Genomic DNA, 24,840 nt, shown 5'->3' on the forward strand with positions numbered 1-24,840 from the left:
CTGGAAATTAGCTGTATCATTGCAGCAGCAATGACACGCTGCGATTAATTTGTTCCTCTATTTCCGCCTCACTCCAGGAAGCCAACTGGGAAGAAAAAGGTTCAAAAGCGTAAATACCGCGATATCCCATATTTTCCAGACGCTGCACCTGCTGGTAATTCTGCATTACATCCTTTTCACTTAGCATAATACGCTGCTCATCAGCCAATGCTTCCGTTGGTCGGGTGTCTTCCACACCGGACAAATGCACCAGCCCGATAGCAGAAATATCAATGCGCGACGCAAACTCCTTTTCGGCCTCTTCGTACAGATGATGATGGAAGGTATCCAGCAAAACCTTAAAGGGGGAACCTGCTTCCCGGATCAGTTGCTGAGCCCAGACGGCAGAACGCAGCGAACTTACGCGGAATCCCAAAGGTTCAACCAGCCCCTGAATATCATACCGGGCAAAGAGATCGCTCAGTCGTTTTATTGCCTCAACCGTAACCTCCGGCGGCACAATCGTTCCATCATTCAGCGGACAAAGAACTAATGCCCGCGCGCCGACTCCCTGTGCGTCTCGTAATAATCCTTCCGTTTTTTTTACTACCTCCTCGGTCAGTTGGTTAAAGGGATAGACCGCATTAATTGTGACAATTTCAAGTCCATACTTTTCTGCCAGGTTACGCACCTGATTATAATTCAAGTCATCAGTAACGCTGCCGCTTGGCATATCATTACGCAATTCCACTTTATTAAACTCAAGACGTTTAACCAGTCGAAAGAATGCTTCTATACTTAGACCCGGTGCAATTTTCCGGTTAATACAAAACCGTGTTTTTTCGATATTCATTATTTTCTCCCTGAACGTATATGAGTGGGTAAATAACCGTAATCCGTTAGTACAATTTAACGTAGGGTGAAAAAACCGGCTTTATCAATCTTGATAAAAACCGGTTTAATTTAGTGATGAACATCACAGGCTATAAGGGATTTTTGAAGAATATTTGAAGCTATTTCTCGCCAGGCACTTTAAGAAACTGCACCAGGATGCCGCTGAATAAATAGAGCCCCGCCATAGTATACATCACCACGCCGGTGCCGAACCCTGCCAGAACGGAGACCAGCGCTGGCCCAACGAAATTCCCCAGGCCGGAGCCAAAGTTCACGGCCGAGTTCGCCGCCCCCTTCTTATCCGGCGCCATCATCGGCACCAGCGGCGTCATTGGCACAAAGCCAGCCAGCCCGGCTCCCCACAAACACATCGCCAGCATAAAGGCGACATAGTTATGCCCCCATATCATCGGCACCCAGTAAACAATCAGCGTAGCGACACCGGTCAGGATGCTGCCAAAAATCTGGATGGTTCGGCGAAAACCAATTTTATCGCCCATCCAGCCAAAGATAATGTTGAAGACCTGGTTAGAGATAAAGGTAATCCCCCAAATACTCGCCCATTCCTCAAGCGTAAAGTGCTTATCCAGCAGAAACAGAGGTAATACGACAACAAAACCATAGGTGCCAAGACCGTTAATAGTTTTGACAATCACCGCCAGACCGATCCGTGGCCGTTCATACATAATGGAGATACCCGCAGATAACTCTTTGAAGACCGGCGTCGTTCGCGGTTTCAGAATGAATTCATTGCGTTCCAGCACCAGCATGAAGAGAACCCCCAGCAGCGCAACGCCCATCCCGGCCCACATCACGTTGATATGCCCCAACTCAGGAATTAACGACGCCGCCACCACCGGCCCAATGATGGTAAAACCAAGGTTATAGACCACCCAAAATAGCGAGGTGCCGATCCCTTGCTGGTGATTATCCAACTGGATGGTCAGGCGTACCAGGAAGGAGTAACAGACCAGCGGATACCCCACGCCACGCAGCATATAGGTAACAAGAATTGCGCCAAAATCATGGCTGGGTAGCGCAAAGTTCAGAAACGCGACGGAAGCCAGAAGATAGACGATAAAACCGGTAACCATCACCTTTTTAGGACCAAAAACGTCCACACAGACGCCGGATAGCCAGGAGGTAATCGCGACCACAATCCCATACCCGGCAAAAATCTGCCCGATATGCGCCTGATCAAACCCCTGCGTATTTAACCAGGCAGATAACCAGCTGTTCTCAATACAGCCGCCCAACATAAATAAAAATGTTCCCAGGTAGCTCCAGATAAACTTACCTGGTTTTATATAAAATGTCTGGGGCAGCGTTGCCTGCATTTCTTTCATTTTATTATCCTCGGTATAGAAAAGCTCTCACACTTTTCAGTGCGAGAGTTTCTTCATTATTAATAGATGCAGTTAAAGATAAATATCGCTTGTTATTTTCACCGGCAGCCCGCTTTTTAATGATTGCTGCGCGGCAATAGCGATACGCTGGGCCAATAATGCGTCTTCGCCGGTACAGACAACCGGCGTATGATGCAGGACTGAATCAATAAAGTGTAATATTTCCGTTCGGTAAGCTTCGCGATAACGGACCGTGAAATCAGGAAGGGGATTTTTCATTATGCAGTGCTGGCTGTTGAAAACTTTCACCGTCGACTCACTAACGTTATCCGCATACGCCATCCCTTCTGAGCCAAAAACCTCCACCCGTTGGTCATAGCCATATACCGCCCGACGGCTGTTATCAATGAGCGCGTAGCCGCCGTTTCTGAAAGTCAGCATCACCGCAAGCGTATCAACATCATCAATATTTTTCAGGCTGGGATCAATCAGCGTATTGCCCTTAACATAGACTTCGCTGACTTCATCCTGCATCATAAAACGAGCCATATCAAAGTCATGCATGGTGAAGTCAAAAATCAGACCGCCAATACGTTTGATCAGATCATGGGGTAGCAGGTCCGGATCGCGGGAGGTGATTTTTATCATCTGGGGCCGACCAATCTTGCCGCTGCGCACCAGCTCAAAGACCTCGTGAAACTGAGGATCAAAACGGCGATTAAAGGCAACCTGCAGCGTCACCCCCTTCTCTTTCACTTTTCTCAGCACCGCCATTGAGGCCTGCTCATCCTCATTCATGCTGAGCGGTTTTTCACAAAAAATGTGCTTCCCCGCCTGCGCTGCCGCCGTGACGATCTCTTCGTGCATATCCGTTGAGGTGAAAATAAAAACTGCCTCTATATCATCACGCTGTAAAAGTTCCTGATAATTTTTATACCCTGAAGTTATATTTACCGAATAAAGCCAATCGCTCATCTCCTCAATAAAATAATCGGCGGCGCAGATAATATCTAATTGAGGCAGTAAATACATATTCTCAACATGCATTTTACCTACCCGACCGAGGCCAATAACACCACATCGAAGCTTTTTCATTCGTACCTCTTAATCTCATGAATAGTAAATTTAAAACCGCAAAAGAAAAGCATCCGTAGTTCTGCGAAAAACGGATCGTTTTATTTTGCCGTTCTGAAAAGCAAACAATGCGTTGACGCTGTATCGTTCAGGTTGCAGAACAATAACCACACTTCTGCAACCTGAACGACGGCAAATTAATCAGTACTGCCGGGCCTGTCCGATATGTTCTTCAAGCATACGCGCTACCGCCTGGATACGTTCGCTACGGGATACCTGCGCCCCACCAACGCGCCACCAGCTCAGGTACTTATGCACCATCGTTTTGGGAAGCACTTTTATGTCTATCAGCGTGCTCACGGTCTGTTTACGAGCATCTTCCAACGCTTCATGCAGTTGTTCAATGGTGGTGACGCGATAGCTTTTACAACCATATCCTTCAGCGATGCGAGCGAAATCGACCGGGATAAACCCGCCTTCCTGACGACCGCTCTCCTGCTGATGGAAACGAAACTCGGTGAAGTAACTGTCCATACCGTGTTCCATTTGCAGATTATTGATACAGCCGTTGGTCATGTTATCGAGCAAAATGACGGTAATCTTTTTCCCCATCTGGACGGAAGTGACCAACTCAGAGTGCAGCATCATGAACGAACCGTCGCCCACGAAGCTGTACACCTCGCGCTCCGGCTGCGCCAGTTTGGCCCCCAATGCGGCATTGACTTCGTAGCCCATACAGGAGTAGCCGTACTCGACGTGGTAATCATTCTCGCCGCGGCTTTGCCAGACACGCTGGAGGTCGCCCGGCAGGCTGCCCGCCGCCGCCACCACCAGCGCGTTTTCCGGCAACATCCGGTTAAGCACACCCAACACGCGCGTCTGGGTCAGCCACGACCGCGTAATCTCATTAAACTCTTCAAACACCTTTTGAGTATCCATATGATCCTCAATTTCAGGTTTGAAGCCCTCTCCGCTATATTCCACAGCATAGACGCGCTCAACTTCCGCCATATATTGCGAGCGGACGCGGTGAATAGTCTCACCCCATTGCGAAGCATAATGCTCCTGGGCCAGCCGTTCGCTAAGCTGCGTCAGGGCGACGCGAGCGTCACCCTGCATCTGTACGCCATCCAGCTTGAAGACATCAAAGCGGCTAACGTTGATATTTAAGTAGCGCACGTCGGGATTCTGGAAGATCCACTTTGAGGAGGTGGTGAAATCGGTATAGCGCGTCCCTACACCGATAATCAGATCGGCCTCCTGCGCCAGCAGATTCGCCGCCAGTGAACCGGTTTCGCCAATCCCGCCGACGTTCAGCGGGTGTGCAGAACTGAGCGCTCCCTTGCCAGCCTGGGTTTCAGCAATCGGCAGATGACAGCGTTCGGCAAATCTCAGCAGCGCCTCTTCAGCCTGCGAGTACTTCACGCCCCCGCCGCAAACGATCAGCGGCCGCTGGTGGCGGCGAATCAGCGCAACCGCCTCGTTCAGCATCGGCTCCGTCGGCGCGTGACGCTCAAGACGATAGACCCGGCGAGCGAAAAAATAATCCGGATAATCCCAGGCTTCACCCTGCACATCCTGTGGCAGGCAAAGCGTCACGGCCCCCGTATCCGCCGGATCGGTTAACACCCGCATCGCGCTGATACAGGCGCTCATTAGCTGTTCCGGACGCGTAATGCGATCCCAGTAGCGGCTAACTGCACGGAAAGCGTCATTGGTGCTCAGCGTCAAATCGTGTTCTTGTTCAACCTGTTGCAAAACCGGGTCGGGTTGACGCGATGCGTACACATCGCCCGGCAGCAAAAGCAGTGGAATACGGTTAGCCGTCGCGGTCGCCGCTGCGGTGATCATATTGGCGGCCCCTGGCCCCACTGAGGAGGTGCAGGCATAAATCTGATGGCGACGCATCTGGCGGGCAAATCCCGTCGCGATATGCGCCATTCCCTGTTCGTTACGCCCTTGATGAACGCTAAGTTGGCCACAGTCCTCTTCCAGCGCTTGCCCCAATCCGACGACGTTCCCGTGGCCAAAAATGGCGAAAATCCCTTTTACAAATTTGATTTCGCTGCCGTCTACGTCGATGTACTGATTATCAAGAAAGCGCACCAAAGCCTGCGCCATGGTCAACCTGATTGTTTTCATGTACCCCACCTGCTTTTATCAACCGTTCGGCTGTCGTTGCCTGCTTATGCATCGCTTCAGCCCCAAAAACACAGAGACTTATCATAGGATCAAAATTTCCGTTCTCACAATTATATGGAATTTATATTTCATTTATGGGAAGGAGATCAAAAAACGGTTAAAAAATTTCGACATTCAGGCGTATTTTTCATGAAAATGAAATTTATCTTCCATGCGATTTTAAAATAAATAACACATTTATAATCAATCAATTAAAACAAAAAACACAACAAAAAACGATCATGCCCGTTGCCCGGAAATGCCATTTCTGTGATCTTGTTCAAACAATAAATGAAAACATTATTTCCATTTTTATTGAAAATGAAATCACCAAACCTTAGTATGAGCAAAAATAACACCGTCTTCTGTTAGGGGATATGTCAATGAATAAAGCAGTCAGTAGTGAGCAAAAGCCGCTGGACGTTATCTGTCTGGGACGAGTCGCCGTTGATTTGTATGGTCAACAAATCGGGTCACGGCTGGAGGATATGACGACTTTCGCTAAATATTTAGGGGGATCGTCAGGCAATGTTGCCTACGGCACGGCCATTCAGGGATTACGTTCCGCTATGCTGGCCCGCGTCGGCGATGAGCATATGGGACGTTTCGTTCGTGAAGAATTAAACCGCGTTGGTGTGGATACGCAGTGCCTGCTGTCGGATCGCGATCGTCTGACCGCGCTGGTGATCCTCGGCATTAAAGATCAGGACACCTTTCCTCTGATCTTCTACCGCGATAACTGCGCGGACATGGCGCTAACACCTGAGGATATCCGCGAAGATTACATCGCTTCTTCACGCGCATTAGCCGTCACCGGTACCCATCTTTCTCACCCCAATACGCGCGCCGCCGTTCTTAAAGCGCTGGAGTATGCGCAAAAACACGGGCTGCGGCGGGCACTGGATATCGACTACCGCCCCGTACTGTGGGGCCTGACGTCGCTAGGAGACGGTGAAACGCGTTTCATCGCCTCATCACAGGTTACCGAACAGCTCCAGCAGGTATTGCGCCATTTCGATCTGATCGTTGGGACCGAAGAAGAATTCCATATCGCCGGCGGCAGTACCGACACGCTGACCGCCCTGCGGCGCGTCCGTCAGTTGACCCAGGCCGTACTGGTGTGCAAACGCGGCGCGCTGGGCTGCTCAGTCTTTGAAGGCAACATCGCCGATGACTGGTCGCAGGTGAAGATACATAGCGGCGTTCGCGTAGACGTTCTGAACGTTCTGGGCGCGGGCGATGCCTTTATGTCAGGACTGCTGCGGGGATACCTGAACGATGAAAGCTGGGAGCAAGCCTGCCGTTATGCAAACGCCTGCGGCGCGTTAGTGGTATCGCGCCACGGTTGTGCCCCCGCCATGCCAACCAAAAAAGAGCTGGACGACTACCTCGCGCGTGAACAATCCATCACCCGGCCAGACAAAGACCCGCGGCTGAATCACCTTCATCGGGTCACAACCCGTAAACAGCACTGGCCGGAGCTGTGCGTATTCGCCTTTGACCATCGCAAGCAACTGGTGGATATCGCAAATGAAGTCGGCGCCAGTGAATCCGCGATCCCCCCCCTGAAGATGCTACTGCTAGAAGGGGCACGTCAGGCGGCGCTTGAGGCCGGTTTACAGAATAATAGCGGCATCCTTGCCGATACCACCTTTGGTCAGCAGGCGCTTAACGACGTGACCGGCCAGGGATGGTGGATTGGCCGACCGGTTGAGATGCCCGGTTCGTATCCGCTGAAGCTGGAACATGGCGATATTGGCTCTCAGCTTGTCAGCTGGCCGCAAGAGCACGTCGTGAAATGTCTGGTCTTCTATCATCCACTCGATGCAGAGTCGGTACGTCTTGAACAAGAGGCGCTCATTGACGAGGTTTACCGCGCCTGCTGCCAGTCTGGTCACGATCTGCTGCTGGAAGTCATCTTGCCGCGCGATGCGGCAGACCAAAATGAGCAATACTATCCTCAGATTGTGGAACGTTTTTATCAACTGGGGATCCTGCCGGACTGGTGGAAACTGCCGCCGTTAAGCCCAGATCGTTGGCGAGAAATCAGCCAGCATATTGAGCATTATGACCCTGAATGTCGCGGTATATTGATACTTGGCCTGGACGCACCGGAAAGCGAGTTGAAGTCAGGATTCGCCGCAGCAGCGGATATGCCCTGGGTGAAAGGTTTCGCCGTCGGCCGGACCATCTTTGGCGAACCGTCACGCCAGTGGTTAGGCGGCCAGCTTAACGATGAACAGCTCATCGCAACGGTGAAACAAAAATACCGCATGCTTATCGACTACTGGCGCGAATACCGCCCGGCACGTTAATGCCTGCCTCATCACGCCCCGTGTCTGCATCGGACAAGGGGCGTGTTCAAGGACGATTCCATGCCAGCTCTCACACAACATTCCACATCGATCACGCTGTTTCGCATCAGCGCCGCGATGTTTCTCAACTATCTGACTATTGGCATCCCGTTAGTCATGCTGCCGCTGTACGTTCAGCAGCAGTTGCATCTGAGCGATCTGTTGATCGGTATCGCGGTAGGCAGCCAGTTTATCGCCACCTTGCTTACCCGGGGCGCCGCGGGTCGAAAAGCCGACACGTCAGGCGGACGTCGGACGGTTATCACCGGTCAGTTCTACTGCGCCGCATCAGGTCTGCTGATGCTGGTCAGTCTAATCGCTCACCCGGTTCCGCTGCTCGCATGGGCCATACTGATTGTTGGTCGTGTGCTGCTGGGCATCGGTGAAAGTTTCATTTTGACCGGTAATTTAACCTGGGGGATGTGGCTGGCGGGCTCGACCCACGCGGGTCAGGTTATTTCCTGGAACGGCATGGCGACCTACGGTGCGCTGGCTATCGGCGCGCCGCTGGGGCTGTCGCTTTACGCCAGGGCCGGCCTGGCGCTTCCGGCGCTCCTCGTCGTGCTGTTGCCGATCATCGCCAGCGGAGTCATCTATGGCATTCCGGGGAATATCCCAACAGCCCGTCCCCGCGTGCCAGTGCTACGGGTAGTCGGCCTGGTGTGGCGGCCCGGAACAGGGCTTGTGCTCCAGGGCATTGGTTTTGCCACCCTAAGCGCGTTTACCGCCCTCTGGTTCAACGAGCGTCACTGGGATAACACCGGTTTTGCGATGACGCTGTTTGGCATTGCGTTTATCGCTGTCCGCTTTTTCTGCGCCAAATTTCCCGACCGTTACGGCGGCGCCACGGTCGCAACCTTTTCACTACTGGTAGAGGGGACCGGACTGGCGGTAATGTGGGCCGCTCCGTCAGCAGGCGCTGCGCTGATTGGCGCGGCGATTACCGGCTGCGGCTGTTCGCTGATGTTCCCATCGCTGGGCGTAGAGGTTGTGCGCAGAGTGCCACCGGAGATTCGTGGTACGGCCCTCGGCGTCTGGTCAGCGTTTCAGGATCTGGCCTACGGATTTACCGGACCAATAGCGGGCCTGCTGACGCCGTTTATCGGCTATCAGCAGGTCTTTCTTCTGGCCGCGGCCTGCGCGCTGCTGGGCGCGGCGGTTGTCCATCTCTTGCTGCGGCAACATTAAGCTGTTAAGAAGGGGCGAGTCTTTTCCGCCCCTATCGCAAAGACTTCGCTGGCCGCCATCTGCCAGTAGCCAGGGTTAAACAGTTCCAGCGAACAGATCCCCTCATAGCCCTTCTGCACTAGCTCATGCGTGATCTCATGCAGTGGGATCACGCCGTTGCCAGGAAACAGACGATGGCAATGCTCCAGCGTTGCCAGCGGCAGATTATCGGCGTCATCAATATGGTAAACGAAGATCTTTTCCACAGGGATCTGGCGAAGCGTGGTCAGATCCCGCCATTGATCGTGCAGGTAAAGATTAAAGGCATCGACGACCAGCCCGACATTACTGCGATCGACCGCATCTACGATCTCCATCGCCATGGCAAGACTGCGCACACAGCATCCTGCGGAACCGATCGGCTCAAAGGCCAGCCGCATCCGGCTTTCTTCCGCCACTGCCGCCATCTCGCGCAGACGCTTCACTGAATCTTTCACCGTTTCCCCTGGCGGAAAATTTCCCCCCTGACGAATGGTGGGCACCACAACCAGACAATCACCCCCCACCACTGAGCCAGCATGGCAGGCGAAAGCCAACTGCCGCAGTTTCTCCGCCCAGCTTTCGCTATCACAAAACGTAATGTCTTCCAGCGAATTGTAGCCCCAGGGCTTAAGGTGGCCGACGGCGAAAATGTCTGCCAGCTCGCTTAACGTATGTTTCTGCAACCACTCCTGCAACATATCCAGACGGATTTCGATGTAGTCATAGCCAAAACGTTCCGCCAACACAACATCCTGTGCCAGCGTGGAGTTTCGCATACAGGTCGCTTCATTAAATCCCAGCTTCATCATTCAGATCGACTCCTGCCGCCATAGCAACGTACTGGCGCCTGACGGCGGCAGCGTTAACGCGATCTCTTTATCGCCATCCAGCACCCGGCAACGCCTTTCCTGGACATCGCGGTTATACACCACCAGCACACGCTCGCCGTCGGGATTCACAAATCCCACCTCTTCCAGAAGATTATCGTAACTTGAAGAAAGCATGACCCTCGCCCCCGGACGCACATAGCGGCAGAAGTGGCCAATACCATACCAGGAGTGGTTACGCCGCAGCACGTCGTTTTGCGCATCGTATTGAATGGGCGCTTCACACAGATTACCCTGATGATTCGGCCCGCCCTCACTGTTCAGCAGCAGATTCCAGTCGATAAACCCGCTACAACCCGATTTGAAATTACCAATCATGTCATGGAGATAGGTATGCCAGTGGCGAATCTGGCTACCGGCATCGCTCTCCATTGGCACACAGCCTTCGGAAAACAGGAGTTTTTTATCCGGCAGGCACTGGGCCAGATACTGTATTTGCGAAAAATGGTCGCCGGTATACCAGTGGAATGCCAGCCCGTTAATTCCCTTATAATTAGCTTCGTCAGCAAAGGCGAGTTCAGCCCAGTCCACCAGGCCATCTTTATCGTGATCCCAGATATAGATCTCCATCTCATCCATACCCTGCCGGGCGAGGCGCGGACGCAGATACTGCACGGCAAAGGCTGTCTCCTCTTCCACGCTATACAGACAGGAGTCCCAGGTTTTTACCGCCACCGGCTCATTCTGCACGGAGAGCGCCTGCACATTAATGCCGTGGCGGCGGTATTCCAGCAGGTAGTTGATAATGATATCGGCCCAGTCGGCGTAGCATTCGCGCCGCAGCTTGCCGCCACCGTTCATATCGTTATTAGTTTTCATAAACGCCGGCGGACTCCACGGCGAAGCCATCAGCTTCATGTGTGGATTTAACCGCAACGCCCCGGAAATCAGCGGTATTAAATGCGCTTCATCGCGGGAAAAGGAGAGCCGTCCCTGCTGCAGGTCAGCGCTGGAATCGACATACGCGTAATTGCCCAGGGAAAAATCACAGCTCTGAATTGGCATCCGCGCCAGAGTGTAATTATGTTCCTGAGCAGAAAAATAAAGGGAAAGAAATTGCGCCTTCGTCTTTTCGCTCATGCTGTTGAATACCACGCCCGCACCTTCGGTAAAGCTGCCGCCGAATCCGTCAATCTGCTGTAACGCGTGGCGCGGTAAGACGCTGATTAATTCACTGCAATCACGCTGACGATGCGAAAAAGAGACCGCACGCTCAACAAGGAATTGCTGACGATACGGATCGGAAGAGATGAGTCTGCCTTTCATAGGGAAGTTCCGGATAAAAGAAGATAATAAATTGTGATATGCCGGATAGGACGCTTAAGCATCGCTATCCGGCAGGAGTTTTAATACGCGGAAGGTTTATTTGTAGAAATCAGGTTTTGAGGGTAATTCAACAATCTCGGTATTCCCTGTTTCCTGAGACTTCACGCAGGCATCAGCGGTAACCGCAGCCAGATAACCATCCCATGACGTTGGGCCTGCCGGCGGCAATCCTGCGTTCAGACGATCGAAGAAATCCTGGAACTCAATGTCGTAGGCATCAATAAAGCGCTGTTTCCAGTCAACCAGGATGTCGGTGCTATACTTCGCCGCTTTCCGTACCGCGGCGCTGGCGACGGTTGGCAGCTCCGCCATTCCTTTCTCGCCGGTAACATCGCAGTGAATGTCGTAGCCATACTGGCAGTTCACAAATACTTCAACCACAATATTGATGCCGGAGGTGGTTTCCATTACAACCAGCTGCGGATCACGCAGAGTGGTCACCAGGCTGGACTGGCGCGGGAAGTAAACCTTAACGGTTTTATAATCTTCGTTAAGCAGCCAGTGCATAACGTCAATTTCATGAATCAATGTTTCATAGATAGCCTGTGGCGTTTTGTATTCTGGCACCGTGCTGGCATTGTAATGACGTCCATGAACCATTAATGGCTGACCGATTTCGCCGCTGTCGATAATATTTTTCAGCTGAACGTAACCTTTGTCGTAGCGGCGCATAAAACCAATCTGCACCATGCGCTTACCATTTTTCTGCTCTGCTTCAATCACACGCTGACAATCCGCAGCCGTCACCGCTAGCGGTTTTTCACAGAAAACATATTTGTTAGCATTTAGCGCGGCAACGGCTACATCGGCGTGCGCCTCATTTGATGCGGTAATGATGACCACTTCAACGTCTTTATCATTAATCAGATCGTGATAGTCATTATAATCTTTGGCTTCGATCGCATACTTATCCAGCGCCGCCTGCGCCCTACCCGCGACGATATCACATACGGCAACAACCTCTACACCCGACACGGTGTTGGCCAGACGTCTTAAGTGATCGGAGCCGATCATGCCGATACCTACAATACCTGCTTTTAAAGTCATTTTCTGTTTCCTTTTCAATTAAAGATAATTTTTCAGTAACTCATCAATATGCTTTTTACCTTTTTGCGCATATTCCAATGGGTTATATTTCTTAGGATCCTGCTCGGCCTCAACAACAATCCAGCCAGAATATTGATGCCCGACCAGATAAGCTAATACGGATTTAAAATCAATATTTCCATCGCCGGGGACGGTAAACACACCATCAAGGAAAGAATTGAGGAATGATTTCTTCGCGAGGCGACATGCTTTGAGTTTTTCATTACGCACATCTTTAAAATGAACGTGTTTAATACGATCAAAATGTTTACTCAGTAGCGGCATGACATCGCCGTCAGAAACATATATATGCCCGGTATCAAACAGCAGATGTACAAATTGCGGATCGGTATTCTCCATGAGTCGATCCACTTCTGGCAGAGTCTGCACACCGGTGCCCATATGATGATGGAAAGCGAGCTTCAGCCCGTGCGCATTGGCAATCTTCCCAAGCGCATTAAGTCCTTCGCATAAAAGCTGCCATTCGCTGTCGCTGAAGTTAGGCTTCTCTGTATAAACGCACTTATCGATAATGCCTTGAATACTATAAGTTTGTTCAGAAACAACGGCGACATATGCATGTATTGCCTGCAAATAAGCACAATGCTGTTCAAAAGCATTCATCGCAGATGCAATACCATCGCGAATAATAAAGGAAGAAAACCACTGGCCTGGTATTTCCAGTCCGCGAAGCATTAACTCTTTATTTAACTCAGCAGGATCCTGCGGATAACAACCGCCAACTTCCGTCCCGGAAAAACCGGTGAGCGCGGCATCACTAAGTATTTGTTTATATGTATTTTCTTTACCAATCTCAGGAATATCATCATTGCGCCAACCGATAGGCGCAATCCCCAACTTAATGCTCTTTTTTACATTGTACATATTGCTGGCTCCCACTTAATGAAACGCTTTTACTGCATACCGCGATGCAAATTAACCTTTGATGGACAACATATTACTTTTTGTAGCCTGAAAAACTTTATCTATCCTGGTTGAAGAAGTGGGATAAATGCGTCAGGTATCACAAAAAAATCATCACTCTTTAATGATATTGCCAGACTTTTCGCGCTATAGATAAACGCATAAAATATACCGACAAATAAAAAATGGCCGCAGTATTGCGACCATTCTCATGACGATTAAATTTTAGCAAGCATTAATATTCAAATAATAAATAATTAGCTTTACGATAGTCCTTGCGATATTGACCGGGCGTTTTCCCTACTTTATTTTTGAAGTAATTCTGAAAATGACTAAGGTTGCTAAAGCCAACACGATAAGCAATAGAGGTGATCTTTTCGCGCCCGCCTTCATCCGTGGTTAGTAACGATTGCGCCTCCCCCAGCCTACGTTTTATCAGGTAATCCATCGGTGAATAACCATAGCGGCGTTTAAATTCATGGGAAACATAATAAGGACTGACATTAAATTTCGTCGCCAGCGTATCCAGCCGAATTGGCTCATAGAAATTGCGATCAATATAGGATTTTATTGAATCAAGTAAATTTTCATGGCGCTGTATGGCATCGTTACCTGTGCGCAATAAGACATTTCCCTCAATGTATTTGAGTACTACCTGGGTCAATAGCTGCGCCATTGCTGGCCCTTCTACCGCATGCTGATTAATAACGGTAAACACGGAGCTCATCAGTTTTTCCACCGTCGCATAATGGTGATACAGTGGAATAACCGGCACAATATCATCCGGTATTAGCGCATTCTCACGTAGACCCGGACACGAAATATTGTTAATCCCACAACAAATAGTGCCAATTGGCCGCCCGCTTTCCAGATACTCATCATGCACCACCTGGCTGTTATAAATGACCAGGTCGCCTTTACGAACTGGGTAGATGCGATCGCCAATGAAATACTCCCCGTCTCCTTCGGTGATAAGAATCAGTTCAACGGTCTGTGGGTGCATATGCATGAACCGGACAAACGGACCATTGCTCTCACTGACCTGACTCACATACGCCAACTGGGGCTGAGCCTTATTCTCTCGTTCTGAAGGACAGAAGCACAAGCGCATGATTTACCCTCCAATATCCGAAACTGTGGTGCCGAAACCCCCCTGAAATTTGAATTTTTATACCACACCAAATGAAACAAAAATGCTATATAGATCATAATTTTTTCCAAATCTTTCCTCGTCACAACAGACAACCATTGATGACACACCAAATAAAAACGATAAAAATCAATAAGTTAATTATATTTTTGATTTCTTGCTGCACATACCCTCGTATAAAAATCAGCCGTCAAACTTTCAAAATAAAATTTCATAAAAATAAATTTGAAATTTTTAATCCTAAAATTTACATTGAATACGGTATGCGTTTTAGGCTGAAGATAACCAGGCTTTCCTGTGACCGCTCAGTCAGAACGTCGTCAACATCGGTTTAAGAGGATAAAAAAGAGATGGAAACAGTCGGCAATTTTATTCATGGTAAAACGACACTGAGCAGCAGCGGCGAGACGCTACCGGTGACTAATCCGGCCACCGGTAAAGTAATTCGTCAGGTCACCCAGAGCACCCGAGAGGAGATGCTGGCGGCAATTCAAAGCGCACATGAGGCTTTTCCGGCATGGAGTAAAATGACTCCGCTACGCCGGGCACGTATCCTTTTTGAATTCAAAGTATTACTGGAAAAGCATCGGGACGAACTGGCGGCGCTGATCGTCAGCGAGCATGGCAAGGTCTGGTCAGATGCGCTTGGCGAGCTGACGCGCGGCATAGAGGTTGTCGAATTTGCCTGCGGGATCCCGCACCTCAGCAAAGGAGAGTACTCCTTTAACGTCGGCTCAGGCGTTGACAGCTTTTCATTAATGCAGCCGCTTGGGGTTGTGGCAGGCATCACACCGTTTAACTTCCCGGCAATGGTGCCTATGTGGATGTTCCCGGTTGCTCTGGCTTGCGGCAATACCTTCGTCCTGAAACCGCCCGCACTGGTGCCGTCCGCATCGTTACGTATGGCGCAGCTTCTGCAGGAGGCTGGCCTGCCGGACGGCGTGTTTAACGTTGTTCACTGTGGCAATGAGGCGGCTAGCCTGTTGACCAGCGACCCTCGCGTACAGGCCGTCAGCTTTGTCGGTTCCTCCGCCGTCGCGGAACATATCTATACAACCGCCAGCGCCCATGGCAAACGCGTACAGGCCTTCGGGGCCGCCAAAAATCACGCAATCGTCATGCCGGATGCAGATCTGGACGCCACCGTCAACGCCATTATGGGCGGAGCATTTGGTTCCGCGGGCGAACGCTGTATGGCGCTGCCGGTAGTGGTCGCGGTGGGCGATGAAACGGCGGACCGTCTGATCGAACGCCTGAAACCGCTGATTGCGGCGCTACGTATCGGCCCGGGAGAGCTGCGCGGCAAAGATGAAAATGAAATGGGCCCGGTTGTTTCACGTGCTCATCAACAGAAAGTGTTGGGTTACATCGACAAAGGGGTGAGCGAGGGAGCAACTCTGGTCATGGATGGCCGCAACTATAGCGTGGCGGGATATCCTGAAGGCTTTTATGTCGGCGGCACTCTGTTTGATAACGTCACGCCTGAGATGACCATCTGGCGTGAAGAAATTTTTGGCCCGGTTCTCGGAATTGTGCGCGTCCCGGATTATGCCACCGCCATTAGCACGGTAAACTCCCATGAATTCGGCAACGGCAGCGTGATTTTCACCACCAACGGTCACTATGCGCGCGAATTCGCCCAGTCGGTTGAAGCCGGGATGGTCGGTATTAATATTCCAGTTCCGGTTCCGATGGCATTTCACTCTTTTGGCGGCTGGAAGCGCTCGGTGTTTGGCGCCCTGAACGTCCATGGGCCGGATGGCGTGCGCTTCTATACCCGGATGAAAACCGTTACCTCGCGTTGGCCGAACGGACAGCAGATCGTATCGGAGTTCAGTATGCCGACTCTCGGTTAATACGCTTTCAGGAAGGAGAAGATTATGGCCAACTTGCTGAGTACCTGTACCTCTGAGTCGGGAAATATCCAACACATTTCCCCTCAAAATGCAGGCTGGGAGTATGTCGGTTTTGATGTCTGGCAGTTGAAGGCTGGAGAGTCGATAACCCTGCCGTCCGATGAGCGTGAACGCTGTCTGGTGCTGGTTGCCGGGCTGGCCAGCGTTAAGGCCGCCGACAGTTTTTTCTATCGGATTGGTCAGCGCATGAGTCCGTTTGAACGCATTCCGGCTTATTCGGTTTACCTCCCCCATCATACGGAGGCGAAAGTGACAGCCGAAACCGACCTTGAGCTGGCCGTATGCAGCGCGCCGGGATTCGGAGAGCTTCCGGTACGTCTGATCTCGCCACAAGAGGTCGGGGTAGAGCATCGGGGAAAAGGGCGCAATCAGCGCCTGGTGCATAACATCCTTCCTGATAGCCAGCTCGCCGACAGCCTGCTAGTCGTTGAAGTGTACACTAATGAAGGCGATACCAGCTCCTGGCCCGCGCACAAGCACGATACGGCAGTTGAAGGCCAGGAGACCTATCTGGAAGAGACGTACTATCACCGTTTCAATCCACCTCAGGGATTCTGCTTACAGCGCGTCTACACCGACGATCGCAGCCTGGATGAATGTATGGCGGTCTATAACCGGGATGTAGTGAAAGTACCTAAGGGCTACCACCCGGTTGCCACCATCGCGGGTTACGATAACTACTATCTGAACGTGATGGCCGGCCCGCTACGAAAATGGCGTTTCACCTGGGAAGAGAACCACGCGTGGATTAACTCACCAGACTACCCGCGATAACACTTCGTTGAGTGGTACTTTGCCAGCCGTCCTCTGCGGCTGGCTTTTTTATTCAACTCTGCGCCACACACGCTCATAAGATCGCTATCCGCCTTCTCTTAAATTATTTCCCTGTTTTGTATATAGCGTATTTACGGCACGGCCCCCACCAGGAATACGCAATAAAATAATGATGCAGAAGAAGACTTACCCTATTTGCCGATATTATTATGGATCAATTAGTTACGTAGAGGTGGTAAACACTGGGGAGGTTTCAACAGGGTATATCCTGTGCGCACTCGCTGGAGGGAGTAAAGGTTGTGTAACCAGCGGAGAATATCTCTGGATATTCTCCGCTAATATTGGAGAGGTATCAGGCTATTACATCGCGACGTTTCCCCTGAATTTCACGCAGCTTGTTCTCGGCCAGCCGTTCAATTTCTGTTAGCGGCACCCCTTTTGTTTCCGGCACATAACGAGAAATAAAGACATAGCAGACCAAATTAAAGACGACAAAAATCCACATCGAGAAAGCGCCGCCGAAGGTCTCCTGCAGCCAGGCGTTATCATTTATGACCGGGAACAACAGTGAGATGAGGAAGTTGGCTATCCACATCAGACTCACCGCCAGCCCCATCCCAAAACCTTTTATCTTTTCAGGGAAAACCTCAGAAATCAGTACCCATGCGCCAACGCTCCAGCTGACGGCAAACAGCAGCATAAAAAACAGGATGCCAAAGATGGTAATGTAGCCTGTATCGTGGGTGTACAAACCGTATGACGCGATCAACAGGCCGACAATTGAGCCGATGGTACCAATTTTCATAATCGGTATACGGCCATAGCGGTCGAACAGGATCATGCCGATAAAACTGCCCACCACATTACATACCGCGATAAAAATGGTCTGGAACATAACCACTTCGGTACTGCTGTTCTGCAACACCAGCGGCGCATAATAGTTCATTACGTTAACGCCTGTGAACTGTTGCAAAACGGCGATACAGCATCCAACCAACAGAATATAGCGGAGCACCGGCGAGCTTTTCAGGTTGGTGCGTTCTCCCCCGGCGACGTTGTCCTGTGAACGTACGGTTTCTTTCATGCTGTCAAAAATAGCGGCCACATCTGTGGCCGTTAATCCACTGTAGATCCGGGTAAGCACCTTTATCGAACGAGCTTCGCTGCGGTTGTTACGGGCGCACCATGCCGGTGATTCGGGTAGGAAAAGCGTAATCGCTAACATCGCAATGGAGGGTACCACTTGGGCAAAAAGCATAGTCTTCCAGCCCTGGGAAACCAGCACATCAGCAGGCATTCCTTTTGCTATCAGATAGTTGACTATAAACACGATAACCTGGCCAGATACCACGGAGATATTGTAAATGCCCAGCGCTTTGCCGCGAATTTCAGCAGGCGCCAGTTCAGACATATACATGGTGGATGCCGTTCCGGCCATCCCAACCGCAAAACCACACACAATGCGGGAAAGGGAGAAGATCATGAACGATTCACTCATCGCCGCCCCTAAGGAAGAAGCGATAAAAATGATCGCAATGATCAGAAGCGCAGGTTTACGCCCCAGTTTATCGGCAATTTTTCCACCGACCAGCGCGCCGATGATACAACCAATCACGATACTGGAAACGGCCCATCCGGTCTCGGTTGGCGTCAGTTGGTAATACTGCTGTAAAGGCAATACCACTCCGGTAATCACCGCCGTTGAATAACCAAACATCAATCCAGCCAGCGCCGCAATACAACACAGGACGTACACATAGGCCGAATTGTACTTACTTCTCTGAGACATAATCCCTCCCTTGCCTGTTGAGGAAACAACACACCAATGAAATTTTTCATTTTATTTTTGCATTCATTAGAAGAAAAATTCCATGCAAAAGATCACGAAATGGAGATGTTCCAGGAAAGAACAAAAAGTACGGCCCCTGACAAATTGAGTTCAGGTACTGTCGCGAAATCAATAAAATCAAGTAACTTCATCAAGATAGAGGAGAGCACTGCGTAAAACGCAGCATCTTAACGATAAAAAACGCCAGGATTATGAAATTCGAAATGTGATACCCATAACAAAACATAAGTTTCATTATTGATCGTTTTGAAATTAAAACATAGGTTGTGAAACGAGAGTTCTCAATAGCTATAAGATCGTCGGCAGCGCTACGGCAATGACCGACATAAGATGAATTTGTCTATTTGTTCACTAAATTCAAACAGATAGATGAAGTTTATTCTGGAGATAATCTACCTATGTCCACATCAGATAGTTGTTATAATACGGGTTACATATTACGCATCTGCGCGATTGCCGCACTGGGCGGAATATTATTTGGCTACGATACTGCTGTTATTTCAGGTGCGATTGGTTCACTGACCAGCTACTTTCATCTATCTCCTGCTGAGACCGGCTGGGCGGTTTCCTGCGTTGTGGTGGGGTGCGTTATTGGTTCGTTTAGCGCCGGATATTTATCCAAACGTTTTGGACGCAAGAAATCATTGATGGTTTCAGCGCTGTTATTCACTATTTCCGCAGTGGGCACCTCCCTCTCCTACACGTTCACCCATTTTGTGATTTATCGCATTATCGGTGGACTGGCAGTCGGCCTGGCGGCAACAGTATCACCGATGTATATGTCTGAAGTCTCACCGAAAAACATGCGCGGCAGAGCATTAAGTATGCAGCAGTTCGCTATCGTTTTCGGTCAGATTCTGATCTTCTACGTTAACTACAAAATAGCATCGATTGCAGCGGATACCTGGCTCATTGAACTTGGCTGGCGCTATATGTTTGCTGCGGGTATTATTCCCTGCATTTTGTTCTGTATTTTAGTCTTTTTAATCCCGGAATCTCCCCGCTGGATGATGATGATTGGTCGCGAGGAGGAGACGCTAAAAATACTGACCAAAATATCCAACGAAGAACATGCCAGACATCTTCTTGCCGATATAAAAACCTCACTGCAAAATGACCAACTAAACGCCCATCAAAAACTCAATTACCGCGACGGGAACGTGCGTTTCATCCTGATCCTGGGCTGCATGATCGCTATGCTGCAACAGGTAACAGGGGTTAACGTCATGATGTATTACGCGCCAATCGTCCTTAAGGATGTGACCGGTAGCGCCCAGGAGGCCCTGTTCCAGACAATCTGGATCGGCGTGATTCAGCTTATCGGTTCCATTATTGGCGCAATGATTATGGATAAGATGGGGCGTTTGTCGCTGATGCGTAAAGGCACTATCGGCAGCATCATCGGCTTGTTGCTCACCTCATGGGCGCTGTACAGCCAGGCAACCGGTTATTTCGCGCTATTCGGTATGCTGTTCTTTATGATTTTCTACGCGCTTTCCTGGGGCGTGGGCGCATGGGTGCTTATTTCTGAAATATTCCCTAACCGGATGAGGTCGCAGGGAATGAGTATTTCGGTCGGATTTATGTGGATGGCAAACTTTTTAGTTTCGCAATTCTTCCCGATGATTAATGAAAACCCGTATTTACTTTCGCATTTCCACGGCGCATTTCCAATGTGGATATTTGCCATCTGCTGCATCTTCAGTTACTTCTTTATCTGCCGTTACCTGCCGGAAACAAAAGGCATTTCGCTGGAGAAAATGGAGAGCGTAGTGTTAGCAAAACGCAGAAAAAAACTGCAGCCAATTCAAACCGAACGTTATTCTGATTAAGTTTCACCACAATGCCGATGATCGCTAAATACGATCATCGGCTTGTTTTTTTACTCCGTCGCCAGCGCCAGTGAAACCGCTAACGTTTGCGCCAGACACATGGACGCGACCTGAGAACGGAAACCATCGACCTGCGCTTCACGTACCACAAAACAGACTTCACTGAACGCTGCCAGCGGGCTGACCTGGCTATCGGTTATCGCAATATGGTGCGCACCGCGTTTCGCGCCAAGCTCGACTAATTCCACCACTTCCTGCGCGTAAGGCGAGTAGCTGATGGCAATAACGACATCGTCGGGGCTGACCATACTTAGCTGTTCAGAGAACATTCCGCCAATACCGTCAATTAAAAATGCCCGTCTCTCCAGATGACGCAATGCGTAGGTTAAATAACTGGCCACGCTAAACGAACGACGTAATCCAATCACATAAATATTGTCGGCTTTCGCTAACAGATTTACCGCCGCATCCAACTGCTCATTTTTAATCTGCACCGGTAATTGTTGTAATACCTGTGCATTCACCATTGAAAATAGCTTCAGAATTTCACCCGGCTTTTCCGGGGTAGGTTCCCCTTCATCCGCATTTTTCTGTCTGAACAGACGCGCCCGCTCGGTATAGCTTACTGTTTCCTCCATCAGGTGCTGGCGAAATACCTGTTTCATTTCATTAAATCCGCTAAAACCAAACGCATTAGCAAAACGAATCAGTGTCGAAGGGGGAACATCGGCATGTTGCGCGATGGAAGCTACCGTGTCAAAAGCAACGCTATTACTGTTATCCAGAATATACTGAGCAACTTGTTTAAGACGTTTGCTAAGGCTGTCATAGCGACTGCGGATATCATCCTGCAGTAAGGAAAGTTGAGTTTGATGTTTAGACATGCATGATACTCTAATAGAACGAAAATTTCGTAAATAACCATATTAGCACAAATGAACTGAACATACAGTTAACAACATTCAAATTGCGCTGTGGTTACCTTCAGTACAGAATTTGCTGGCGGGCTGGGTTCTGAGCAATCTGAATCTGACCGCATAAATGCGACAGGATCAGCATTGTTATGACTGGACGATGCCCGCAGCCAGGCGGCATCGCAAACGTTGAAAGGCAGAAGATGACGTTTATAAATCACGAAACCTTCATCTGTTATTGCGAACTGGCTCTTTTCGTCCCGCATACGGCAACCGGCGGAACACTCTTAGTGTATTACACTGATTACTTTAAGGATATGCGTCTACTCTTTTTCAATACTGAGCGGCAAATGATTTTTCAGTATTGCTTTAACGTCTCCCGGCGAGCGGAATGCGCTTTCGATGGCAAGATGCCCCATATAAAACAGCCAGCCACAAGGCTGGCTGACCGCATAGTCATTTAATACGCTGTTACGTTCTGAGCTTTTTTCGCCAGCCCATCCAGCAATTTCTGATGGATGCCGCCGAAACCGCCGTTGCTCATCACCAGGATGTGATCGCCAGGCTGTGCGGTTTTCACCACCATTTCCGCCAGCGTATCGACATCGCCACTCCAGTGAGCAGGCTGTACGCAGGCTTCAGCGACTTCCGCCACTTGCCACGGAATATGCGGCGGCTGCAGCAGGAACACTTCATCCGCACGCCCTAACGACGGCGCCAGGTCATCCTTGCATAACCCCATCTTCATCGTGTTAGAACGCGGCTCCAGCACTGCGATAATGCGCGCGGTGCCGCCCACTTTACCGCGCAGCGCCGCCAGCGTGGCCAGAATTGCCGTCGGGTGGTGAGCAAAATCGTCATACACCGTCACGCCGTTCGCTTCGCCGCGTAGCTCCAGACGGCGGCGGGCGTTAATAAATGACCCCAGCGCGCTGGCCGCTTCTGCGGGCGCGACGCCCACGTGGCGCGCGGCGGCAATCGCCATCAGACCGTTGTGCATGTTATGTTCGCCGACCAGGCCCCATTTCACATCGCCGACTTTTTCGCCGTCCAGCCACACTTCCCACTCGGAAGCATCCGTAGTCAGCTTCTTCGCCTGCCAGTGTCCCTGCTCGCCCACCAGCTCCTGCTCGCTCCAGCAGCCCAGCGCCATGGTCTGTTTCAGGTTGATGTCGTTTTCCGGCCAGATGATGCGCCCCTGCCCCGGCACGATGCGCACCAGATGGTGGAACTGCTTCTGGATCGCTTTCAGATCGTCGAAGATGTCGGCATGATCAAACTCAAGGTTGTTGAGGATCAGCGTCCGCGGGCAGTAATGCACAAATTTAGAACGTTTATCAAAGAACGCGCAGTCGTACTCATCCGCTTCGATAACAAAGAACGGGCTCTCTCCCAGGCGCGCGGAAACCTCAAAGTTGCCCGGTACGCCGCCAATCACAAAGCCCGGTTTGTACCCGCACGCTTCCAGTATCCAGGTCGCCATGCCTGCGGTCGTGGTTTTGCCGTGGGTACCGGCGACCGCCAGTACCCAGCGGTCGCGCAACACAAAGTCGTGCAGCCACTGTGGACCAGACATAAAGGGAATGTTTTTTTCCAGCACCGCTTCCACGCACGGATTCCCGCGCGTCATCGCATTGCCGATAATCACCAGATCCGGCTGCGGATCGAGCTGGCTGGCGTCATAACCCTGGATCAGATCAATGCCTTGCTTCTCAAGTAAGGTACTCATCGGCGGATACACATTGGCGTCCGAACCCGTTACTTCATGACCAAGCGAGCGAGCCAGCATCGCCAGCCCCCCCATGAAAGTGCCACAAATTCCCAAAATATGAATGCGCATACGTCACTATCCTTTTTTTATCTGCGAGCCATTTTACGCACATGTCTGGCAAGTGAGAAACGCATTTCAGGTAAATCTGTACTTTGCTGGCGCGATTCACCTGAGCGCATCATCTGAAATGTTTGTTAAGATTGTTACGGTCGCTTTACTCCAATCAATTGCAGGGAAAGTGTTATGAAAACGTTAGGTGAATTTATTGTCGAAAAGCAGCACGAGTTCTCTCAGGCTACCGGTGAGCTCACTGCTTTGCTGTCGGCAATAAAATTGGGCGCCAAGATCATCCACCGCGATATCAATAAGGCCGGTCTGGTCGATATCCTGGGTGCCAGCGGTGCTGAGAACGTACAGGGCGAGGTTCAGCAGAAACTCGATCTGTTCGCGAACGAGAAACTGAAAGCTGCACTAAAAGCGCGCGATATTGTAGCGGGCATCGCATCGGAAGAAGAGGACGAAATTGTCGTCTTTGAAGGCTGCGAACACGCGAAATATGTGGTGCTGATGGACCCTCTGGATGGCTCTTCTAACATCGACGTTAACGTCTCTGTCGGTACGATTTTCTCGATTTATCGCCGCGTGACGCCCGTCGGCACGCCGGTCACCGAAGAAGATTTCCTGCAACCCGGCAACAAACAGGTCGCTGCGGGATATGTCGTGTATGGCTCGTCCACCATGCTGGTTTACACCACCGGCTGCGGCGTACACGCTTTCACCTACGATCCGTCGTTGGGCGTGTTCTGTCTGTGCCAGGAACGTATGCGTTTCCCGGAAAAGGGTAAAACCTACTCCATTAACGAAGGTAACTACATTAAATTCCCGAATGGCGTGAAGAAGTACATCAAATTCTGCCAGGAAGAGGATAGTTCAACAAGTCGCCCTTATACCTCACGTTACATTGGCTCTCTGGTGGCCGATTTCCACCGCAACCTGCTGAAAGGCGGCATCTATCTCTACCCCAGCACCGCCAGCCATCCGCAGGGGAAACTGCGTCTGCTGTATGAATGCAACCCGATGGCGTTCCTCGCGGAACAGGCCGGCGGCAAAGCAAGCGATGGTAAAGAACGTATTCTGGATATCATTCCGGAAAGCCTGCACCAGCGCCGCTCGTTCTTCGTCGGCAACCGCCATATGGTTGACGATGTGGAACGCTTTATCCGCGAATACCCGGACGCGTAATTTTTACCACCATGCGGAATAACGCATGAAGCCGCCATTGGGCAATAACATGTCCGATGGCGGCGTTGCCTTATCAGGCCCGTGATTTTTCCGGTTCTTAACCTTTGTCGTTTATGCTCCGCAACGACGCGC

Annotated in this window: 19 protein-coding genes; 7 read left to right on the top strand and 12 right to left on the bottom strand. The window is 50.6% G+C overall.

Going from position 1 to position 24,840, the window contains the following annotated elements; all coding sequences use genetic code 11:
• Nucleotides 1-16 precede the first annotated feature (16 nt).
• From iolI2 to iolD, 4 genes are all read right to left on the bottom strand, one after another.
• A complete protein-coding gene (iolI2, locus tag QEN31_RS20670) occupies nucleotides 17-832 on the bottom strand; it encodes a 2-keto-myo-inositol isomerase IolI2 (RefSeq protein ID WP_001019386.1) in 816 nt (271 codons plus the stop codon).
• Nucleotides 833-992: 160 nt separating this feature from the next.
• A complete protein-coding gene (locus QEN31_RS20675; protein ID WP_000661783.1) occupies nucleotides 993-2,219 on the bottom strand; it encodes an MFS transporter in 1,227 nt (408 codons plus the stop codon).
• Between the two features lie 72 nt (nucleotides 2,220-2,291).
• Nucleotides 2,292-3,314, bottom strand: coding sequence for a D-chiro-inositol-2-dehydrogenase IolG2 (gene iolG2 / locus QEN31_RS20680; RefSeq protein ID WP_000736098.1), 1,023 nt, complete (start codon nucleotides 3,312-3,314; stop codon nucleotides 2,292-2,294).
• A gap of 180 nt (nucleotides 3,315-3,494) precedes the next feature.
• Nucleotides 3,495-5,435: a 3D-(3,5/4)-trihydroxycyclohexane-1,2-dione acylhydrolase (decyclizing) gene (gene iolD / locus QEN31_RS20685; RefSeq protein WP_000849477.1), complete on the bottom strand. Its 1,941-nt coding sequence runs from the start codon at nucleotides 5,433-5,435 to the stop codon at nucleotides 3,495-3,497.
• A 416-nt stretch (nucleotides 5,436-5,851) separates the two neighbouring features.
• On the opposite strand from iolD, the gene QEN31_RS20690 reads away from it, so the two are divergent.
• Both QEN31_RS20690 and QEN31_RS20695 read left to right on the top strand, forming a co-directional pair.
• Nucleotides 5,852-7,789 (top strand): bifunctional 5-dehydro-2-deoxygluconokinase/5-dehydro-2-deoxyphosphogluconate aldolase, encoded by a 1,938-nt coding sequence (locus tag QEN31_RS20690; RefSeq protein ID WP_014343940.1) that lies wholly within the window; start codon nucleotides 5,852-5,854, stop codon nucleotides 7,787-7,789.
• Nucleotides 7,790-7,849: 60 nt separating this feature from the next.
• Nucleotides 7,850-9,016 carry an MFS transporter gene (locus QEN31_RS20695; protein ID WP_001111174.1) on the top strand — a complete coding sequence of 389 codons (1,167 nt, stop codon included), beginning with the start codon at nucleotides 7,850-7,852 and terminating at the stop codon, nucleotides 9,014-9,016.
• Here QEN31_RS20695 and iolI1 read toward each other — a convergent pair.
• The 5 genes from iolI1 to reiD form a co-directional block, all read right to left on the bottom strand.
• On the bottom strand, nucleotides 9,013-9,846 hold the full coding sequence (gene iolI1 / locus QEN31_RS20700; protein WP_000976924.1) for a 2-keto-myo-inositol isomerase IolI1: 834 nt from the start codon (nucleotides 9,844-9,846) through the stop codon (nucleotides 9,013-9,015). The genes QEN31_RS20695 and iolI1 overlap by 4 nt on opposite strands.
• Nucleotides 9,847-11,190, bottom strand: a complete 1,344-nt coding sequence (gene srfJ / locus QEN31_RS20705; RefSeq protein ID WP_000678386.1) for a lysosomal glucosyl ceramidase-like type III secretion effector SrfJ — start codon at nucleotides 11,188-11,190, stop codon at nucleotides 9,847-9,849.
• Between the two features lie 96 nt (nucleotides 11,191-11,286).
• Nucleotides 11,287-12,297, bottom strand: a complete 1,011-nt coding sequence (gene iolG1 / locus QEN31_RS20710) for an inositol 2-dehydrogenase IolG1 (RefSeq protein ID WP_000172704.1) — start codon at nucleotides 12,295-12,297, stop codon at nucleotides 11,287-11,289.
• Between the two features lie 18 nt (nucleotides 12,298-12,315).
• Nucleotides 12,316-13,236, bottom strand: a complete 921-nt coding sequence (gene iolE, locus QEN31_RS20715) for a myo-inosose-2 dehydratase (protein ID WP_012601329.1) — start codon at nucleotides 13,234-13,236, stop codon at nucleotides 12,316-12,318.
• Between the two features lie 259 nt (nucleotides 13,237-13,495).
• Nucleotides 13,496-14,320 carry a myo-inositol utilization transcriptional regulator ReiD gene (reiD, locus tag QEN31_RS20720; RefSeq protein ID WP_000332219.1) on the bottom strand — a complete coding sequence of 275 codons (825 nt, stop codon included), beginning with the start codon at nucleotides 14,318-14,320 and terminating at the stop codon, nucleotides 13,496-13,498.
• Between the two features lie 122 nt (nucleotides 14,321-14,442).
• Between reiD and QEN31_RS20725 the strand changes: the two genes are divergently transcribed.
• The 3 genes from QEN31_RS20725 to iolB are packed head-to-tail and all read left to right on the top strand — an operon-like array spanning nucleotide 14,443 to nucleotide 17,100.
• The gene (locus QEN31_RS20725; protein WP_014343939.1) at nucleotides 14,443-14,745 is read left to right on the top strand and encodes a hypothetical protein; all 303 of its coding nucleotides are present in this window, start codon (nucleotides 14,443-14,445) and stop codon (nucleotides 14,743-14,745) included.
• 15 nt (nucleotides 14,746-14,760) lie between these two features.
• Nucleotides 14,761-16,266 carry a malonate-semialdehyde dehydrogenase IolA gene (iolA, locus tag QEN31_RS20730; protein ID WP_000450729.1) on the top strand — a complete coding sequence of 502 codons (1,506 nt, stop codon included), beginning with the start codon at nucleotides 14,761-14,763 and terminating at the stop codon, nucleotides 16,264-16,266.
• A 24-nt stretch (nucleotides 16,267-16,290) separates the two neighbouring features.
• On the top strand, nucleotides 16,291-17,100 hold the full coding sequence (gene iolB, locus QEN31_RS20735; protein WP_000002010.1) for a 5-deoxy-glucuronate isomerase: 810 nt from the start codon (nucleotides 16,291-16,293) through the stop codon (nucleotides 17,098-17,100).
• Nucleotides 17,101-17,452: 352 nt separating this feature from the next.
• Here iolB and iolT2 read toward each other — a convergent pair whose 3' ends face one another.
• Nucleotides 17,453-18,889: a myo-inositol import MFS transporter IolT2 gene (gene iolT2 / locus QEN31_RS20740; protein ID WP_000083110.1), complete on the bottom strand. Its 1,437-nt coding sequence runs from the start codon at nucleotides 18,887-18,889 to the stop codon at nucleotides 17,453-17,455.
• Nucleotides 18,890-19,347: 458 nt separating this feature from the next.
• Between iolT2 and iolT1 the strand changes: the two genes are divergently transcribed.
• Complete coding sequence (gene iolT1 / locus QEN31_RS20745; RefSeq protein ID WP_000107709.1) at nucleotides 19,348-20,781, top strand: myo-inositol import MFS transporter IolT1; 1,434 nt, start codon at nucleotides 19,348-19,350, stop codon at nucleotides 20,779-20,781.
• 50 nt (nucleotides 20,782-20,831) lie between these two features.
• Here iolT1 and iolR read toward each other — a convergent pair whose 3' ends face one another.
• Nucleotides 20,832-21,665, bottom strand: a complete 834-nt coding sequence (gene iolR, locus QEN31_RS20750; protein WP_000033840.1) for a myo-inositol utilization transcriptional regulator IolR — start codon at nucleotides 21,663-21,665, stop codon at nucleotides 20,832-20,834.
• Nucleotides 21,666-22,155: 490 nt separating this feature from the next.
• Nucleotides 22,156-23,535 (bottom strand): UDP-N-acetylmuramate:L-alanyl-gamma-D-glutamyl-meso-diaminopimelate ligase, encoded by a 1,380-nt coding sequence (gene mpl, locus QEN31_RS20755; RefSeq protein ID WP_001219833.1) that lies wholly within the window; start codon nucleotides 23,533-23,535, stop codon nucleotides 22,156-22,158.
• Nucleotides 23,536-23,709: 174 nt separating this feature from the next.
• On the opposite strand from mpl, the gene fbp reads away from it, so the two are divergent.
• Nucleotides 23,710-24,708 carry a class 1 fructose-bisphosphatase gene (fbp, locus tag QEN31_RS20760; RefSeq protein ID WP_000853764.1) on the top strand — a complete coding sequence of 333 codons (999 nt, stop codon included), beginning with the start codon at nucleotides 23,710-23,712 and terminating at the stop codon, nucleotides 24,706-24,708.
• Nucleotides 24,709-24,840: the final 132 nt, after the last annotated feature.

The sequence above is a fragment of the Salmonella sp. SA15303 genome (genome assembly GCF_029962125.1).
GTDB lineage: Bacteria > Pseudomonadota > Gammaproteobacteria > Enterobacterales > Enterobacteriaceae > Salmonella > Salmonella enterica.